This is a genomic window from Marinobacter sp. L-46 (assembly GCF_056859535.1).
In genome coordinates, this window is record NZ_JBSXOP010000077.1 from 131073 (window position 1) to 150025 (window position 18953).

Below are 18953 nucleotides of genomic sequence, written 5' to 3' on the forward strand. Positions count from 1 at the left end.
TCAGTTCTTTCTCGGGTCAAAGGCATCACGCACGGCTTCACCGGTAAACACCAGCAGGGTCAGCATTACGGACAAAGACACGAACGCTGAAATGCCCAGCCAGGGTGCGTGCAGGTTGGACTTGCCCTGGGCGATCAATTCCCCCAGGGATGGCGACCCGGACGGCAGGCCGAAGCCGAGGAAATCCAGCGAGGTCAGGCCGGTAATGGCACCGGTCAGGATAAAGGGCAGAAAGGTGAGGGTGGCGACCATGGCGTTGGGCAGTATGTGCCGGAACATGATGTGACGGTTCTCCAGGCCCAGGGCACGGGCAGCCTTCACGTACTCGAAGTTACGGGCCCGCAGGAACTCGGCGCGCACCACATCCACCAGCCCCATCCAGCTGAACAGCAGCATGATGCCCAGCAGCCACCAGAAATTGGGTTGCACAATGGCTGACAGGATAATCAGCAGGTAGAGCATGGGCAGGCCGGACCAGATTTCGATGAACCGTTGCCCGAACAGGTCAACCTTACCGCCGTAATAGCCCTGAATGGCCCCCACGATCACGCCTACAATACAGCTGGCAATGGTGAGGGTCAGGCCGAACACCACGGAAATCCGGAAACCATAGATAACGCGGGCGGCGACATCCCGGCCCTGGTCATCGGTACCCAGCCAGTTCTCGGCACTGGGGGGCGCTGGTGACGGTACATCCAGGTCGTAGTTGATGGTGTTGTAGCTGAAGCGGATCGGCGGCCAGATCATCCAGCCGTTGGCGTTGATTTCCCCGGCGATAAAATCATCCCGGTAGTCCGTTTCGGTGGGCAGGAAGCCGCCAAAGGTTTCCTCCGGTACGTTCTGTACTACCGGGAAATACCAGTCGCCCTGATAGGACACCATCAACGGCTTGTCGTTGGCGATCAGCTCGGCGGCCAGGGACAGGCCAAATAGCAGCAGGAACAACCACAGGCTCCAGTAGCCGCGCCGGTTGGCCTTGAAGTTACGAAGCCGTCGCTTCTGTATGGGAGAGAGTGTTGGCACTACGCACCCTCCCGGCTTTCAAAGTCGATACGGGGGTCTACCAGTACGTAGGTGATGTCGCTGATCAGCTTCAGGACCAGGCCCATCAGGGTGAAGATGTACAGCGTTCCGAAGATGACCGGGTAATCGCGATTGAGGGCGGCCTCGAAACCCAGCAAGCCCAGCCCGTCCAGGGAGAAGATAACTTCAATCAGCAGGGAACCGGTAAAGAACAGCGACACCAGTACCCCGGGCAGGCTGGCAATCACAATCAGCATGGCGTTACGGAATACATGGCCGTAAAGCACCTGTTTTTCCTCAAGGCCCTTGGCCCTGGCCGTAACCACGTACTGCTTGCCGATTTCATCCAGGAAGGAGTTCTTGGTGAGCAGGGTCAGGGTGGCAAAGCCGCCAATGACGTTGGCGGTTACCGGCAGGGCCAGGTGCCAGAAGTAGTCACCGATCTTCTGGTACCAGGTCATCTGCTCGAAATCGGCGGAGGTCAGCCCCCGCAGCGGGAACCATTCGAAGTAACTGCCACCGGCAAACAGCACGATCAGCAGGATAGCGAACAGGAAGCCGGGAATGGCATAGCCCACCACGATGGCGGAACTGGTCCAGACGTCGAAGCGCGAGCCGTCCGAGACCGCTTTGCGAATACCCAGGGGAATAGAGATTAGATAGATGATGAGGGTAGACCAGAGCCCCAGGGATACCGAAACGGGCATTTTATCGATGATCAGTTCGATGACCGTACGGTCCCGGAAGAAAGACTCGCCGAAATCGAAGGTGGCGTAGTCCTTTAACATCATCAGAAAACGTTCATGGGCCGGTTTGTCGAAGCCGTACATTGCCTCGATTTCTTGCAGCAGTTCCGGTGGCAGGCCCCGGGAACCCCGGCTGTCAGAAGAGCCGGTCGCCACCTCGCCGCCGGTGTCTCCACCACCGGCCCGGGCCAGGGCGCTGCCGCCGTGGCCTTCCATTTCAGCGATCAGCTGTTCTACAGGCCCGCCGGGCGCCGCCTGCACGATAATAAAGTTCAGCAGCATTATCCCGACCAGGGTCGGGATAATCAGGGCCAGCCTGCGGAGTATGTAAATGCCCATTGAGGGGAGGAGTCCTTCCGTTACTGCTGTGGAATAAACCGGCGGATCAGGGTTTGACCCACCAGTTGTTCAGGTCGATACCGTTTTTCGGTGTGACCTCCGGGCGCTGCAGTTTGTTCCAGTACGCAACCCGGTCCCTGGTCAGGTGCCAGTGGGGGATCACGTAGTGGCCGTGCAACAATACCCTGTCCAGGGCGCGGACGCGGTATACCAGTTCGTCCCGGTCCGGTGCCTGGATGACCATCTCCACCAGGCGGTCCACCACCGGGTCACTCACACCCATGTAGTTGCGGGAACCGGACACATCCACGTTGGATGAGTGCCAGTATTCGCGTTGCTCATTGCCCGGAGAATCGGACTGGGGCAATACCTGGGTGATCATGTCGAAATCAAAATCCCGTACCCGCTGAACATACTGGTTGCTGTCCACCAGCCGCACGGATACGTCAATCCCGAGGCGCTCAAGGTTCTGCCGGAAGGGCAGGACAACGCGCTCGAAACTTTTCTGAAACAGCAGCACCTCAAAGGCCAGTGGCTTGCCGGTTTCCGCGTGCACCATCTTGCCGTCGCGGACGCTGTAGCCGGCTTGCTGCAGCAGTTGCATGGCCGTGCGCAGGTTATCCCGCATGGAGGTGCCGTCACCGGTCGTCGGAGGCGTGTAGGTCTCGGTGAAAACAGCCGGGTTCAGCTGATCCCGGAACGTCTCGAGAATCTCCAGCTCGCGGCCGGAGGGCAAGCCGGAGGAGGCCAGGTCGCTGTTCTCGAAATAGCTGTCGGTGCGGGTGTACTGATCGAAGAACAGGTTGCGGTTGGCCCATTCAAAGTCAAAGGCATAGGCCAGGGCCCTGCGTACCTTCGGGTCTTTGAACACTGCTTTACGAGTGTTGAAAACAAAGCCCTGCATGCCGCTGGGGCGGTGGTGTTCAACCGCTTCCTTGGTGATTTCGCCGTTGTCGAAGCCGCGCCCGGTGTAGGCAGTGGCCCAGTTCTTGGCGGAGGTCTCCACCCGCAAATCGAAGTTGCCGGCCTTGAAGGATTCCAGGGCGACGGTGTCGTCGTTGTAGTACTCGTACTTGATGCGATCGAAATTGAAACGGCCCTTGCGGATGCCCAGGTCTTCCGCCCAATAGTCATCGACCCGCTCATAGGTTACCGAGCGCCCGGCCTCGTAGCTGTCGATGCGGTAAGGGCCGCTGCCAACCGGGACATCCAGGCCGTTACCTTCGAACTTTCGGTCGGCCCAGTAGTGGGCCGGCATCACAGGCATCTGCCCGAGGATCAGGGGCAGTTCACGGTTTTCGGTTGCACCGAAATCAAAGCGGATACGATGGCTGTTTTCGACGGTGACCTTGCTCACGTCCGCATAGTAGTTGCGGTAAAAAGGGTGGCCTTCGGTGGTGAGTATCCGGTACGAGAATTCAACGTCTTCGGCGGTAATGGGTTCACCGTCCTGGAAGCGGGCCTGCTCCCGCAGGTTAAAGATCACGTAGCTGCGGTCTTCCGGTACTTCAACGCTCCCGGCGATCAGTCCGTATTCGGAAAACGGTTCGTCGGCAGAGGATTCCAGGAGGGTGTCGTAAACGTAGGTACTGACGCCAGCTGCCGCAACACCCCGGATAACAAACGGGTTGAAGCTGTCGAAGCCGTTGGCGACCACAGACATACGCAGGGTTCCGCCCTTCGGGGCGTCCGGATTTACGTAGTCAAAGTGGCTGAAACCTTCCGGATACTTCAGCTCGCCGTGCATGGCAATGCCGTGCACGGGAGCGGGATTCGAAGCCGCCGGGGTTTCCGCAACGGTGGTTGCTGCGGTGGCCATCAGGGCCAGGGAGGTGAAAATACTGGTCAGTGAAAAGGCGGCTTTCCGTGTTTTTATCATGGTTCTCGCACGTTAAGGGCTGTTTCTTATGTCAACGTAGAGTACCAGACTTTGTCCGGGTTGCAGATAACGCTTGGTATTAAGATCGTTCCATGATGCGATGTCCCGCACATTCACCGAGAAACGGCTGGCAATGGCAGACAGTGAGTCGCCACTGCGGACCCGGTAGCCCACCTTGCGAACCATCGCCTTGCTGCGGGCAGAGTTGTTGGAGGCCACGGTGGGTTGTGCGCTCTTGGACCAGATAACCAGCTTCTTGCCGGGAATCAGCGGGTCGCCGGGGGCCATGCCGTTCCAGGCAGCCACTTCACGCACCGATACCCGGTGTTCGCGGGCGATGTCCCAGAAGGTGTCACCGGAACGCACGGTATAGGAAACCTTGTTGCCATCCCGCTTGCGTGACTGGGTGCGATGCAGGCGCTGGGACTGGCTCAGGGCATAGGCATCAGCGCCGCGGGTTGAGGATGGAATCAGCAAGCTCTGGCCAATGCGGATCAGGTCGGAATCCAGCTTGTTCACCTGGCGCACCACGGACGTAGTCGTTCCGAACTTCCGGGCGATGCTGTTCAGGTTGTCGCCCTTGCGGACCTTGTAGTTCTGCCAGGATACACGCTGTTCTTTCGGGAAATTCGCGAGGGCCTGGCGGAACTCTCCGGCATTCTGTTTCGGAACCAGGAGACGGTGCGGACCTTCCGGGTTGGAGGCCCAGCGATTGTAAGACGGGTTCAGCAGGTAGATTTCATCAATATCCACCCCGGCCAGCTCGGCAGCCTGGGCCAGGTCCAGCTGTGAGCCGGTATCCACCACTTCGAAGTAGGGCTCGTCGTCCAGTGCTGGCAACTCGATGCCATAGGCTTCGGGGTTGTCGAAGATCTTTGCCAGTGCAATCAGCTTGGGCACATAGTGTCTGGTTTCCTTGGGCAGTGACAGAGACCAGAAATCCGTCGGTTTTCCGGCATTCCGGTTACGCCGCATGGCGCTGGATACGGTGCCGCCACCGGCATTATAGGCGGCCAGGGCGAGGGTATAGTCACCGTCAAACCGCTTCGCTAGACGGTCCAGGTAGGTCAGGGCTGCGTCGGTTGCTTCCAGCACATCACGGCGGTCGTCGTGCCACCAGCTTTGGGTCAGGCCGAAGTATTTGCCGGTAGAAGGAATGAACTGCCAGAGGCCGGCTGCCCGGCCATGGGAATAGGCAAACGGGTCGAACGCACTTTCGACAATCGGAAGCAGGGCCATTTCTGTCGGCAAACCCCGTGCCTCGGTTTCTTCCACAATATGGTGCAGGTAACGGGAGCCCCGTTCGACAACCCGCTTGATGTAGCTCGGGTGGCGGGCGTACCAGTCGAGTTGCGATTTGACCCTGGCGTTGTCGACAGCGTGGTCCATGGCGAAACCTGAACGCATCCGGTCCCAAAGGTCCTGGCTGTCGGCACTGGCATCTGCCCGGGTTTTCGGATCATCCAGCTTTTGCCGGGCATCCTTCGCCTTGGCGCGCAGTTCCGGGGATATGGCGTCATCCAGCGGGGCATCCGTGGCTTCATCGCTATTGCCGGCAGCCACCGAGGCTTTCAGGTCTTCGTCTCCCCGGGCTACCACTACCTTCTCGGAATCCACCGGGTTGCCTTGCTGGTCAGTGTCCGATCCGAACCAGGCTGATGGGGAGTTCCAGTTCTCCATGATCTGGGGACTGCTGCAGGCAGAAAGCAGCGAGGAAGCGAGTAACACATATGAGAGTCGTTTGACCGGCATAAAAGAGTTCCGAGTAGCGCCGGCAGCGTCATGTATAAAGGGCCGGCAGAAATGACTGGTTACGGTCGATAGCAGGTTGGGATTCTAAGAAAGCCCTTTCACGGCGGTCAAGAATTGCCGTGTTACAGCTGTGACAAGAACTGTTAACCGGCAGCGCCGGAAAGGATCAGAAATGATCCTTTCCGTGCCGGACAGCTGCAAAAATTTCGCTATCCGAGCCGGAGGGCAAACCCTGCTCGGCACAGTACCGATGGGCGGCTTCTGCCACTGCTGGGTCGTCCCAGCGCAGGAACAGGTTCAGCGATTTCTCGGCGGCTATGGTTGAGGGCACGGTGGGCAGGCCCTGGTCACGGCGTGCCTGGCACTGTTGCTCGAAATCTGCCAGGGCCTGGTCGTCGGGCAACCAGCTGCGGGCAAAGCGCAGGTTGGCCAGGGTGTATTCATGGGCACAATACACAGCTGTATCCCCGGGCAGGTCCCGGAGGGTGCTCAGGGACTGGTGCATTTGTTCCGCCGTGCCTTCGAACAAGCGACCACAACCGCCAACGAATAAGGTGTCGCCACAAAACAGAAGCGGCTTGCCATCGACCTGTGAGGGGCTGAAATAAGCCAGGTGGTCGAGGGTGTGGCCCGGCACGGCCAGCACATCAAAGGTCAGCCCCTGCCAGACAACTTCGTCACCGGGGTGGACCGGGTGATTGCTGCCCTTGAACGGGGATTCCGACGGCCCGACCACGCGCACGTCTGGCCATGCTTGCTGCAGGTCTTTGATGCCGCCGACGTGGTCCGGGTGATGGTGAGTAACCAGGATGGTGTCTGCAGCCAGATTGTTGGCGGCGAGGTAGTCCATCACCGGCTGCGCCTGCCCCGGGTCTACAATCAGTGCCTTGCCGGTGTCCTGGTCTGCCAGGCACCAGATATAGTTGTCTGAAAACGCCGGAATCGGGTGAATACTGAACATGGTGACCCCATGTGCTCGATGAATGTGCCTGTTATGATAATGCAACCGTGCTGTCATCCCAAGAAGCGCGCCCGTGAATCCGGCCCGGAACAGGGGCGCTGATGCTGGAGAAATCCTGGTGAAAGGTTTGCAGCCTGTAGATTATTCCGCACGCCACGAAAGTTTCGAGCGCTGGATACAGACCCCGCTTGGCCGCGCCCTGCTGGCCAGCCAGCGGCGTGTCCTGGACCATCACCTGGATGGATTAACCGGCGCCCGACAATTGCAGGTGGGGCTGAGCCATCGATTGCCCCTGGCCAGCGGTACCGACTTCTCCCAGAAAATCATCACCACGCCAGCCTGGTATCCCCATATGCCGGACGGCGTAGCGGTTTGTGATGCGGACGAGTTGCCGTTTCCCGGGGATTCGATGGACCTGGTCATCCTCCACCACACGGCCGACTTTTCACCGGATCCACACCAGGTGCTCAGGGAGTCGGCCCGGGTGTTGCGGGGAGAGGGGCACCTGGCCTTGATCGGATTTAACCCGCTCAGTCTCTGGGGTGCCCGCAAGCTTGTTTCGCGGAACCAGCTCGGCCCATGGGGCGGTCGTTTTCTGCTCAGGGCGAGGATGGAAGACTGGCTCAGGTTGCTGGGGTTTCAGCTGGAGGGCAGCGCCACGTTTTTCTGTACCCTTCCGCTACAAAGAAAGGGCAACTATATAAGCCGGCAAAGCAAAGACCCGGATTGTCATGGACATTTCCTGCCAGTCGGGGCCTATTACTGTATCCTTGCCCGCAAACGTGTCTATGCCCGGTTGCAGCGGCGGGTGCCGTGGCGTAAAACCCGGGTCGTGTCGTTACCCGGGGCTGTGGGTTCCCACGGAACCTGCGCCAGCACCGGTACGGTAAAGAAACGGCAAAACAGTTCAGGAGTGTGAATGGCCGGCAAGGTAGTGATGTATACCGATGGAGCCTGTAAAGGTAACCCGGGCCCCGGTGGGTGGGGTGTATTGTTGCGTTATGGCGACGCCTGCAAAACCATGCACGGCGGAGAGGCGCAAACCACCAATAACCGCATGGAACTCATGGCCGCCATTCAGGGCTTGAGGGCGTTGAAGCGGGAGTGCGAGGTGGAACTGTACACCGATTCCCAATACGTCCGTAAAGGCATCACCGAATGGATGGCCGGCTGGAAGCGTAACGGCTGGAAAAACTCGGCCAAAAAACCGGTGAAAAACGCCGACCTCTGGCAGGAGCTTGATGCTGAAGCCGCCCGGCACAAGGTAAGCTGGCACTGGGTCAAAGGGCATTCCGGCCACCCGGATAACGAGCTGGCGGATGAGCTGGCGAATCGTGGCGTGGCTGAGTTGTCCGGCAGCTGAACCGGCATTTTCTAAAGTCTGATGGGTATTTCTGAAGGTAAGCAATGAGACAGATCGTACTGGATACCGAAACAACGGGTATTGATCCCAACGACGGCCACCGGATTATCGAGATTGGTTGTGTTGAGGTGGTCGAGCGGGAGCTGACGGGCAGGAACTACCACGTTTACATCAATCCGGAACGGGAAGTGGAAGCCGAAGCCATAACCGTTCACGGCATTACCAATGAATTCCTGACAGACAAACCGAAATTTGCGGAGATTGCCGACGAGTTCTTCGAATTCATCAAGGGCGCAGAGCTGGTCATCCACAACGCGGCGTTCGACGTCGGTTTCATGGATTCCGAGTTTGCACGCCTGAAGCCTGTCCGCAAAACGGCGGACCACTGCGGTGTTGTCGATACCCTGGCTATCGCCCGGGCCAAGCATCCGGGCCAGAAGAACAACCTGGACGCACTCTGTAAGCGTTACGGCGTAGATAACAGCAACCGTGATCTGCACGGCGCTTTGCTGGATGCCGAAATACTGGCGGATGTCTATCTGCTGATGACCGGCGGCCAGACTGCGCTGTCACTGGACAGCGGCGCCGGTGATGATGGCAGCGCCGGAGGCCTGCGCAGGATCAGTTCAGAGCGACAGCCGCTGGCCGTTGTGCGCGCCAGTGATGAAGAAGCCGAAGCCCATGAGGCATTCATGGCAATGATGGAAAAACAGGCCGGCGGAACGGTTTGGAGCAAGTTACAGGGAACAGAATGAGAACTGGGTCAGGGTGTACCAAATGTTACATTCCGGCTTTCTTGAGGTACTTGAATTCTGTGTTATAAGTAATGGGAAGTTCGCCAGTTTTTTGGTAACTGATTATTCTTTGTAAGGAAGCAGGAAACGTTTATGGTTCAATCGTCTCTGGCGACGAAATCGCAGTCGTTTGATCTGGTCAAAAGCGAAATCGAACAGACCATCAAGCAGGCCGAGGCCAGCCTTGAACGTTTCCAGGAAAACCGCGAGAGCGGGGAAGACCTGCAAAACTGTGTCGATTACCTGAACCAGCTTCGCGGCATTTTCCTGTTGGTGGAGCTGCGCGGTGGCACCCTGCTTTGCCAGGAAGCCGTCAGCCTGGCCAACGATGTACCTGTTGGCGCCAACGACGACAAAAACATTCTCCTGACCACTCTCAGCGGTGCGCTGTTTATCCTTCGCCGCTATGTGGAGTATTACCACCAGCAGCGGGAAGACCATCCCGAACTGTTGCTGCCGGTGATAAACGATCTGCGCGAAGCCCGCCGCGAAAAACCTTATCCCGAATCCTGCTTTTTTGACCTGGAGGTCAGGGAGCGTCCGGATTTCTGCAAGGGCAAGGCGATTCAGCCGCTGGAAGGTGGCGAAGCGGAATACGAAATCCTTGCCCGGCGCATGCGCCTGACCTTCCAGGTGGCGTTGCTGGGTGTTCTCCGGGACAGGAACGAAGTGGTCAGCAAAAAACTGATCGCCCGCTCGGCCCGGGGCTTTGCAAGGTTATGCCAGGGCGCACCCATGGGGCAGCTGTGGTGTTTGCTGGCCACTGTGGCGGACACCATGCTCGACCGGGCGATGGTGTTCAATAAAGCCCGCAAGCGGCTGCTGATGCGTATTGAGAAATACGCCCGAGAAGTGGTGTATGTGGGCAAGGTTGCTACCGCAAAAGACGCCCCTGACTCCCTGATTCGTGACCTGGTCTACCTGCTGTACCGCAGTGGTTCCGGCAACCCGGAAGTCGCCGAAGTCTTGTCAGCCTGGCAGGTAGCACCGTCTGACTTCCCGGACTCCCTGCTGGAAGCCCACTCCCGCCGGTTATATGGCCCGGGTTCCGACGTCCTGAAATCCCTGTCGGAAGCGCTGCAGGAAGAGCTGAACCAGCTCAAGGACAAACTGGATATCATCGAACGGGGCATCGAGCCAGACCTGGCTGAACTGGTGTCCATTGCCGAGTCTCTCGAACGCCTGGCCAATACCCTGGTGATGCTCGACCTGAACCGTCTGGCGGGTGTTGCCCGTGAAGAAGCTGGCAAGCTTCGCCAGTGGCAAAAAGAGGATCGCTTGCCGGAGGAAGACGAACTATATCGCCTGGCCGATTCGGTACTGGGTGTTGAAGACGCGGTGATGCAGATTGTGTCCCGTGGTATTACCTCTGAAACCGACGCCCTGGCTACCAGTGAGCGCAAAGCAGAAGAGTCGATTTACCTGCAGGAAGCGGTCTGGGTGGTAGCAGACGAAGCCCGAAGTGCACTGACCCTGGCCAAGCGGGCGATTACCGCGTTTATTGAATCTGACTACGACAAGCTGCACCTGGCAAACCTGCCCGGAACATTGCGAAGCATCTGGGGTGGCCTGGTGATGGTCAACGATCCGCAGGCCGCGGATGTGATCGCACGCGTTTCGGCTTCTATCCAGGAGCGGCTGCTGGATGCCCGCGAAGCGCCGGTTTCCCAGGTGCTGGAAGCGCTGGCGGATGCACTGACCTCGCTGGAATACTACATTGAAAGCATCGGCCGCCGGGAAGATCGCAATACCGATCTTCTGAAGCTGGCGGAATCATCGCTGGATGACGTAGGGCTGTAACAGCCGGCCCGCTTTTCGGGCTTTTGTCCAGCCACAAAAAAACCTGCGACTTGCGCAGGTTTTTTTTGTGGAACGTTCTGCAGGGGATTAGCCCATGTTGAACAGTTCGCCCAGCTTGGTAGCCAGCATCATGTCGCCTTCGGCGCGCAGCTGACCAGCCATGAATGCTTGCATGCCGTCAGTTTCGCCGGAAACAATGCCCTGAAGGGTTTCAGAGTTCATGATCAGGGTAACGGAAGGATCATCGTGGGCACCTTCGTTCATCTTGCAGGTACCGTCGTTGATTTCCAGGTTGTAGGTCTTGTCGTCTTCGATATCGAATTGGAAGACCAGGTCCAGGCCCTGTGCCGCGTCTGCGTTGAAGTTCTGTTCCAGCTTTTCAAATACCTGAGCTACAGACATTGTTTTACCCTTTTTGGTGGTTGTCTTGTCATGGTGACTTCGCAATTCGACTTTATGGGCACAGAGGGTGCGTGTCAAGCTTGATCGAACGCTTGTTTTAATTTTCTTTCGGGCTTATCACACTTGGCCCGAGCGGGTACACTCTTGGCTTTGCGAAACACTTCCGGAGACTGCATTTTGGAATTTCTCACCGAATACGGCCTGTTCCTTGCCAAGGTTGCCACCTTCGTTGTGGCGGCCATCATTCTTGCCTCTATTATCTTTTCAGCTGCCCATCGTGATCGCGATGACCACGAAGGTGAAGGTGAGCTGAAAATCCGCAAGCTGAACGACCAGTACCGCAAGTTAAAAGAGTCTATCCAGACCCGCCTGATGTCCGATGCGGAATACAAGAGCTGGTCGAAGAAGAAAAAGAAAGAAGACAAAGCCGAGAAAAAAGCCGCAAAAAGCAGCAGTAAGGAAGGTGAGGGTGAGCAGCCCGGCAAGCCACGGATCTATGTGATCGACTTTGATGGTGACATCAAAGCCAGCGACACCGACACCCTGCGCCGTTCAGTGTCTGCGGTGCTCAGTGTGGCAGACCCGAAAACCGATGAGGTGGTGGTGCGCCTTGAAAGTGGCGGCGGCCTGGTACACGCCTACGGCCTGGCTGCTGCGCAGCTGGACCGCATCCGCAGCAAGGGGGTTCCGCTGACCGCCTGTGTCGACAAGGTGGCCGCCAGTGGTGGTTATATGATGGCCTGCGTTGCCGACAAGATTGTTGCTTCGCCCTTTGCGGTGCTTGGCTCCATAGGCGTGGTGGCACAGCTTCCCAACTTCCACCGGTTCCTGAAGAAGAACGACGTGGACTTCGAAGTGCTGACAGCCGGCGAGCATAAACGCACCCTGACCGTGTTTGGTGAGAACACCGACAAAGGCCGCCAGAAGTTCCTGGAAGACCTTGAAGACACTCACGGCCTGTTCAAGGAATACGTCAGTGAGCGCCGTCCTGACCTGGATATCCAGGCGGTGGCGAACGGTGACATCTGGTTTGGCAAGCGGGCGTTGGAGGTCAAACTGATTGACGAGATCAAAACCTCAGACGAATACCTGATCGAGGCTTGTGATCGGGGGGATGTCGTGTCGGTATCTTTCCAGCGCAAGCGGACGCTGCCGGAAAAACTCGGGCTGGCCACCAGTGCCGCGCTCGAGCACACCGTCTGGAAAGTGCTGAGCGCGTTCCGTAACCAGAAGATCCAGTAACGGGCTTCCTCAGGAAGCCCGGCGGCGAAACAGCGGCACGTCGGTGTCGGCTGCCGCCTGGTAGGTCTGGGAGAAGAAGTTCAGGCAGCGGGCTGCCTTGGTGGCGTCTTTGTCAGCCCGAAGCACAAAGGCATCGAAGCCGCAGCGTTTCATGAATTGCAGCTGGTCCAGCAGCACATCACCTATGGCCCGCAGCTCGCCGCTGTATCCGTACCTTTCCCGGAGCAAGCGGCCAATGCTGTAGCCCCGTCCATCCACGAAGCGTGGGAAGTTAACGGCTATTACCGGCAGCTGGTTGGCTTTGTCGGCCAACAGTTCTGGTTCGTGATGGCTGTCGAACCATACGCCGATATCTTTCCGCCCGGCATAGTGTTCAGCGCCGGCCAGCCAGAGATCCACCGGGATCAGTGCCGGCTGGCCCTCTGGAATGGCCAGCGATTCGCCGGCTTCCGGGCGGGCAACCACGGCCCAGTTGTCGTTACGAAGGGTGCCGTCAACGGCAATGACATCAGGCATAAACCCGCTCCTTGAAAGGATCCAGACCAACCCGGCGATAGGTATCCAGGAAAGTCTCTTCTTCTGTGCGTTTCTCAACAAACACGTCAATAATCTTCGCAACCACATCGGGCATTTCTTCCCGGGCAAATGATGGCCCAAGGATCTTGCCGATGGCGGCGTCGTGATGGGAAGCACCACCAAGGCTTACCTGATAGAACTCTTCGCCCTTCTTGTCGACACCCAGGATGCCGATATTGCCGACATGGTGATGGCCGCAGGCATTCATGCAGCCGGAGATGTTCAGGTCGATCGGGCCCAGGTCGTACAGGAAATCCAGGTTGTCAAAGCGGCGCTGAATGGCTTCCGCGATGGGGATCGACTTGGCATTGGCCAGGGCGCAGAAGTCGCCACCCGGGCAGCAGATGATGTCGTTCAGGGTGTGCAGGTTGGCGGTCGCAAAGCCCATCGGGGTAATGCGCTGCCAAAGCTCGAACAGTCGGTCCTGGCGGACATCGGCGAGGACAATGTTCTGTTCATGGGTGGCCCGAACTTCGCCGAAGCTGTATTCATCGGTCAGGTCTGCAATGTCTTCCAGCTGGGCGTCTGTTACATCGCCCGGAGGTGTGCCGGTTTTCTTGAGGGTCAGGGTGACGATGGCGTAACCGGGCTTCTTGTGCTCGTCCACGTTGTGGGTCAGCCACTTGTCGAATTCCCGGTTCTCAAAACGTTGCTTGCCCAGCAGGTCGCTGGCGTTTTCCAGTGTTTGATAGTCCGGCTCGGTAAAGTAGCCCTGAAACTTCGTGATCGCGTCAGGGGTGAGACGGGTGGGGGAATCCTTGATCTGTGCCCACTCAGCCTCGACCTTTTCGGCGAACCCGGCCGGTGTCAGGGCTTTTACCAGAATCTTGATACGCGCCTTGAACTTGTTGTCCCGGCGGCCATAGCGGTTGTACACCCGAACGATGGCCTCGAGGTAAGTGAGCAGGTCCAGTTCCGGCAGGAACTCCCGGATAACGGGCCCAACCATGGGGGTGCGGCCGAGACCGCCGCCGGCGTGAACCCGGAAACCCAGCTCACCCTGTTCATTCCGGACCAGTTGCAGGCCGATGTCATGAATCTGGATGGCGGCCCTGTCGGTCTTCTCCGAAGCGTTCACTGCAATCTTGAACTTGCGGGGCAGGAAGGCGAATTCCGGATGAAAGGTAGACCACTGCCGGATGATTTCGCAGTAGGGCCGCGGATCGGCAATTTCGTCCGCCTGCACGCCGGAGAACTGGTCTGTGGTGGTGTTACGAATGCAATTGCCGCTGGTCTGGTTGGCATGCATTTCCACTTCGGCCAGTTCCGCCAGGATATCCGGCACATCTTCCAGGTTCGGCCAGTTCAGCTGGATGTTGGTCCGGGTGGTTACGTGGGCATAGCCACGGTCGTAATTCCGGGTAATCCGGGCAAGCCGGCGCAATTGGTCAGAGCGCAGCATGCCGTAGGGCACGCAGATGCGGAGCATGGGGGCATGACGCTGAACATAGAGACCGTTCTGGAGGCGAAGGGGAAGGAATTCCTCTTCGGAAAGCTCGCCGGCCAGCGCGCGTTCGGTCTGGTCCCGGAACTGGGCCACGCGCTCGGCTGCGATTTGCTTGTCGTGTTCATCGTAAACGTACATAGGGTAACGTCCTGCCTGCTACATCTGAGTGTCTGCATTTTCGGGCGCGAAGTGGAGCGCCTTATTCCTGATGGGCAGGATATCACCGTGTTTTTATTCTCAAAATGATTATTTCAACATAACATTATCGATTCAGGCGATAAGCGAGGTTTGTCGAGGCTGGACGAATATCAATTAACTGCTTAACTGAAGGTGGAACCACCGGGAATAACAACAAACCAAGAGGTGAGGGTAACCATGAGCAAATCTGCAGGTTCAGACAGCAAGGCCGATGCCGTAGCCGCCGTTCTGCTGGTGATGTTAACGGTGTCGTTTGCCGTGTTCTGGGTAGCCGGCCAATAGCTTACTGCCCGGCCAGTACCAGGTTCACCACAAGGATCAGGCCGCCTACGAAGGCGGCCGTAAACAGCAGCCCCGCGATAATGTAGGGGGCGGGGCTGTGGCTTGAGAAGTCTTCCTGCCGCCGGCGGTCGGATTGCACACCGAGGGCGCCGGCCAGGATGCTTTGCATGATTTTCAGAACACCCGGCGAACCGGGTTTTTGGTCTTCGTTGTCCTTTTTGTTTTTGTTGGCAACGTCAGTCATGGTTTACCGCCCTGATTTATTCTGCGGGATCATAGGCCAGGCTCGGCATCAGCCAGCGTTCGGCTTCCGCTTTTGACAGCCCCTTGCGTTCAGCATAGTCCTCAACCTGGTCCACGCCAATTTTGCCTACGGCAAAGTACTTGGATTCCGGGTGCGCGAAATACCAGCCGGAAACCGCAGCGGTCGGGAACATGGCGAAATGTTCCGTCAGCTCGAGGCTGGTGTTGGCGGTGGCATCCAGCAGCTTGAACAGGGTGGCTTTTTCCGTGTGGTCCGGGCAGGCCGGGTAGCCCGGTGCCGGGCGGATACCGCGATAGCGTTCCTTGATCAGGTCGTCATTGGCCATTTGCTCGTCGTTAGCATAGCCCCAGAACTCCTTGCGCACCCGCTCGTGCATGCGCTCGGCAAAGGCTTCGGCCAGGCGGTCCGCCAGGGCTTGAACCATGATGGCGCTGTAGTCGTCGTGGGCGTTCTTGAACTCGGTGGTGAGTTCATCCACGCCAATGCCGGTGGTGACCGCAAAGCCGCCCACATAGTCACCCAGGTGCGAACTCTCCGGGGCCACGAAATCAGACAGGGCCATCATCGGCTTGCCCGGGGCCTTCTCATCCTGCTGGCGCAGGTGGTGAAGGGTGGTGAGTTCCTCGGTGCGGGTCTCGTCGGTGTACACCACGATGTCGTCGCCCCGGCGGTTGGCCGGCCAGAAGCCGATCACGCCACGGGCACTGATCCGCTTCTCCTCAATCATCTGCTTGAGCAGTTTCTGGGCGTCATCGAACAGGTTACGGGCGGCTTCGCCACGCTTGGGGTCGTCGAAAATCGCCGGGTACTTGCCTGCAATGTCCCAGGAGATAAAGAACGGCGTCCAGTCGATGTATTCCGCCAGTTCGTTCAGGTCATAGTCTTCGAATACCCGTACGCCGGTAAACGCCGGCTTGGGCGGCTGGTAGTTTTCGAAATCAATCTCCGGCGCCCGTGCCCGGGCTTCTTTCAGGGACACCAGCTTGGTGCGGTCGCCACGGTTCTTGCGGCGCTCACGGATTTCGTCGTATTCGGTGCGGGCTGCTTCCACAAAGGCCGGCTTGGCGGTCTTGCTCAGCAGCTGTGACGCCACGTTGACGCAACGGGAGGCATCGGACACGTACAGGGCAATGTCGTTCTTGTAGTGAGGCTCAATCTTGACCGCAGTATGGGCCTTGGAGGTGGTGGCACCACCGATCATCAGCGGAATCTTGAAGTCCAGCCGCTGCATTTCACGGGCAACGTGCACCATTTCGTCCAGCGATGGAGTGATCAGGCCGCTCAGGCCGATGATGTCGACGTTTTCTTCCTTTGCTTTTTCCAGGATCTTGTCGCAGGGCACCATCACGCCCATGTCGATCACTTCGTAGTTGTTGCACTGGAGCACCACGCCCACGATGTTCTTGCCGATGTCGTGCACATCGCCTTTCACCGTGGCCATCAGGATCTTGCCCTTGGCTTGCTGGTCTTCGGTTTTTTCCGCCTCGATGTACGGAATCAGGTGGGCGACCGCCTGCTTCATAACCCGGGCGCTTTTCACCACCTGGGGCAGGAACATCTTGCCATCGCCAAACAGATCGCCGACCACGTTCATGCCGTCCATCAGCGGGCCTTCGATCACCTCGATCGGATGGCTGGCATTCTGGCGACAGGCTTCGGTGTCTTCGATGATGAAGTTGGTGATGCCTTTAACCAGAGCGTGCTCAAGCCGCTTCTCAACCGGCCATTCACGCCAGGCCAGGTCTTCTTCTTTAGCCTGGCCGCCTTTGCCTTTGAACTTCTCGGCCGCTTCCAGCAGGCGGTCGGTGGAGTCTTCGCGGCGGTTCAGCACCACGTCTTCCACCAGTTCTTTCAGGTCCGGCTCGATTTCATCGTAAATCACCAGCTGGCCCGGGTTTACGATACCCATGTTCATACCGGCCTTGATGGCGTGGTACAGGAACACCGAGTGGATGGCTTCGCGCACGGCATCGTTGCCGCGGAACGAGAAGGACACGTTGCTGACGCCGCCGGAAATGGATGCGTGGGGCAGGTTCTCTCTGATCCAGCGGGTGGCGTTGATGAAATCCACCGCGTAGTTGTTGTGTTCCTCGATGCCGGTAGCGATGGCAAAGATGTTCGGGTCGAAGATAATGTCGCCCGGGTTGAAGCCGATGCTGGTCAGCACATCGTAGGAACGTTTGCAGATCTCGGTCTTGCGCTCGTAGGTATCGGCCTGGCCGTCTTCGTCAAAGGCCATAACCACCACGGCGGCGCCGTAGCGCATGCAGTCTTTTGCCCGCTTGATGAATGCCTCTTCGCCTTCTTTAAGGCTGATGGAGTTCACTACCGCCTTGCCTTGGATGCAGCGCAGGCCGGCTTCGATCACTTCCCACTTGGAGGAGTCGATCATGATCGGCACGCGGGAAATGTCCGGCTCGGAGGCAACCAGGTTCAGGAAGGTAACCATTACCTCCTTCGAGTCCAGCATGCCCTCGTCCATGTTGATATCGATAATCTGGGCGCCGTTTTCTACCTGGTCCCGGGCAACGCTGAGGGCCTCTTCGTACTGCTCTTCCTTGATCAGGCGCAGGAAACGCTTGGAGCCGGTCACGTTGGTTCGTTCACCCACGTTGATAAACAGGGTGTTTTCGTCGCCGGTAAAGGGCTCAAGGCCGGCCAGGCGCAGGGCCTTCGGGCGCTCGGGAATCTGCCGGGGCGGATATTTCGAGACCGCGTTGGCAATGGCTTCAATGTGTTCCGGGCGGGAACCACAGCAACCGCCGATGATGTTCAGGAAGCCGTCTCTGGCGAAGCCTTCGATGATCTCGGCCATTTCTTCCGGAGTCTGGTCGTACTCGCCGAATTCGTTGGGCAGGCCGGCGTTCGGGTGGGCGGAGACATAGGTTTCCGCTTTGTTGGACAGTTCTTCCACATAGGGGCGCAGGGCATCCGCACCCAGGGCGCAGTTCAGGCCAATGGAAATCGGCTTGGCGTGGGCCACGGAATTGTAGAACGCCTCGGTAGTCTGGCCGGACAGGGTGCGGCCGGAAGCATCGGTAATGGTGCCGGAGATCATGATCGGCAGTTCAATGCCGGAATCTTCGAAGAATTGCTGGGTAGCGTAGATGGCTGCCTTGGCGTTCAGGGTGTCGAAAATGGTTTCAATCAGGATGAGGTCAGAACCGCCTTCCACCAGGCCTGACACAGCCTCGTAATAATTATCCACCAGAGTCTGGAAATCGACGTTGCGGTACCCCGGGTTGTTCACATCCGGCGACAGCGACGCGGTACGGGAGGTGGGGCCCACGGCACCGGCCACAAAGCGGGGCTTGTCGGGATTCTTCGCGGTGTATTCATCAGCGATTTCCCGGGCCAGCCTGGCCGAAGCCACGTTCAGCTCCCTTGCCAGCTCTTCCATGCCGTAGTCGGCCTGGGACAGGCGGGTAGAGTTGAAGGTGTTGGTTTCGATAATATCGGCGCCGGCATCCAGGTATTCTGCGTGGATATTGCGCAGCAGGGCAGGCTGGGTAAGGTTCAGCAGGTCGTTGTTGCCCTGGACTTCCCGATCGTAGTCTTTGAACCGGTCGCCACGGAACGCGGCTTCATCCAGTTTCTGGTTCTGGATCATGGTGCCCATGGCGCCATCAAGAACAATGATGCGTTCCTTGAGTGCCTTTTTAAGCTGGTCCAGACGGGTGTTGCGATCGGTCATAGGGAAATCTTCCGGATGTCGTGAATAACGTCTAATACGGTTAATGGCGCGGGATCATAGCAAAAAGCGAGCAGTTCGTCTTAGTACGGATGATCATTATCAAGTGCCTTGCCGTGCGCGGCGGTTAGCCGGGTCATAAGGGAAACTCATTAGCCCGATTAATGCCCGACTATTTTACTTGGTCTTTTAA

15 protein-coding genes are annotated in these 18953 nt (G+C 58.1%); 5 read left to right on the forward strand and 10 right to left on the reverse strand.

Annotation, left to right across the window (positions count from 1 at the left end; genetic code table 11):
• From AC13DJ_RS13805 to gloB, 5 genes are all read right to left on the reverse strand, one after another.
• Complete coding sequence (locus tag AC13DJ_RS13805; protein ID WP_058340863.1) at positions 1-1023, reverse strand: ABC transporter permease; 1023 nt, start codon at positions 1021-1023, stop codon at positions 1-3.
• On the reverse strand, positions 1023-2108 hold the full coding sequence (locus tag AC13DJ_RS13810) for a microcin C ABC transporter permease YejB (RefSeq protein ID WP_289101724.1): 1086 nt from the start codon (positions 2106-2108) through the stop codon (positions 1023-1025). The genes AC13DJ_RS13805 and AC13DJ_RS13810 overlap by 1 nt, the downstream gene beginning before the upstream one ends.
• 46 nt (positions 2109-2154) lie before the next feature.
• Positions 2155-3987, reverse strand: coding sequence for an extracellular solute-binding protein (locus AC13DJ_RS13815; protein ID WP_289101723.1), 1833 nt, complete (start codon positions 3985-3987; stop codon positions 2155-2157).
• Positions 3988-3999: 12 nt separating this feature from the next.
• A complete protein-coding gene (locus AC13DJ_RS13820; protein ID WP_482933494.1) occupies positions 4000-5739 on the reverse strand; it encodes a LysM peptidoglycan-binding domain-containing protein in 1740 nt (579 codons plus the stop codon).
• 166 nt (positions 5740-5905) lie between these two features.
• Positions 5906-6700, reverse strand: a complete 795-nt coding sequence (gene gloB, locus AC13DJ_RS13825) for a hydroxyacylglutathione hydrolase (RefSeq protein WP_482933495.1) — start codon at positions 6698-6700, stop codon at positions 5906-5908.
• 118 nt (positions 6701-6818) lie between these two features.
• Here gloB and AC13DJ_RS13830 point away from each other — a divergent pair, with 118 nt between their 5' ends.
• The 4 genes from AC13DJ_RS13830 (at position 6819) to AC13DJ_RS13845 (ending at position 10657) form a co-directional block, all read left to right on the forward strand.
• Positions 6819-7619, forward strand: coding sequence for a methyltransferase domain-containing protein (locus tag AC13DJ_RS13830; protein ID WP_482933496.1), 801 nt, complete (start codon positions 6819-6821; stop codon positions 7617-7619).
• Positions 7620-8063, forward strand: a complete 444-nt coding sequence (rnhA, locus tag AC13DJ_RS13835; RefSeq protein WP_199457563.1) for a ribonuclease HI — start codon at positions 7620-7622, stop codon at positions 8061-8063.
• A 44-nt stretch (positions 8064-8107) separates the two neighbouring features.
• Entirely contained in the window at positions 8108-8818 is a 711-nt protein-coding gene (gene dnaQ / locus AC13DJ_RS13840; protein WP_482933497.1) for a DNA polymerase III subunit epsilon, read from the forward strand.
• Between the two features lie 132 nt (positions 8819-8950).
• On the forward strand, positions 8951-10657 hold the full coding sequence (locus tag AC13DJ_RS13845) for a FimL-related protein (RefSeq protein WP_482933498.1): 1707 nt from the start codon (positions 8951-8953) through the stop codon (positions 10655-10657).
• An 87-nt stretch (positions 10658-10744) separates the two neighbouring features.
• On the opposite strand, the gene AC13DJ_RS13850 is transcribed toward AC13DJ_RS13845, so the two are convergent.
• A complete protein-coding gene (locus AC13DJ_RS13850) occupies positions 10745-11059 on the reverse strand; it encodes an SCP2 sterol-binding domain-containing protein (protein ID WP_058340870.1) in 315 nt (104 codons plus the stop codon).
• 177 nt (positions 11060-11236) lie between these two features.
• Here AC13DJ_RS13850 and sohB point away from each other — a divergent pair, with 177 nt between their 5' ends.
• A complete protein-coding gene (gene sohB / locus AC13DJ_RS13855; protein ID WP_482933499.1) occupies positions 11237-12301 on the forward strand; it encodes a protease SohB in 1065 nt (354 codons plus the stop codon).
• A gap of 9 nt (positions 12302-12310) precedes the next feature.
• Here sohB and AC13DJ_RS13860 read toward each other — a convergent pair whose 3' ends face one another.
• The 4 genes from AC13DJ_RS13860 to metH all read right to left on the reverse strand — a co-directional run bounded on the left by AC13DJ_RS13860 (position 12311) and on the right by metH (position 18763).
• On the reverse strand, positions 12311-12817 hold the full coding sequence (locus tag AC13DJ_RS13860) for a DUF934 domain-containing protein (RefSeq protein WP_058340872.1): 507 nt from the start codon (positions 12815-12817) through the stop codon (positions 12311-12313).
• Positions 12810-14462 carry a nitrite/sulfite reductase gene (locus tag AC13DJ_RS13865; protein ID WP_482933500.1) on the reverse strand — a complete coding sequence of 551 codons (1653 nt, stop codon included), beginning with the start codon at positions 14460-14462 and terminating at the stop codon, positions 12810-12812. Before AC13DJ_RS13865 ends, AC13DJ_RS13860 begins: the two co-directional genes overlap by 8 nt.
• Before the next feature lie 343 nt (positions 14463-14805).
• Positions 14806-15048 (reverse strand): DUF2970 domain-containing protein, encoded by a 243-nt coding sequence (locus tag AC13DJ_RS13870; RefSeq protein ID WP_289101714.1) that lies wholly within the window; start codon positions 15046-15048, stop codon positions 14806-14808.
• Positions 15049-15064: 16 nt separating this feature from the next.
• Positions 15065-18763, reverse strand: coding sequence for a methionine synthase (gene metH / locus AC13DJ_RS13875; protein ID WP_482933501.1), 3699 nt, complete (start codon positions 18761-18763; stop codon positions 15065-15067).
• Positions 18764-18953 lie beyond the last annotated feature (190 nt).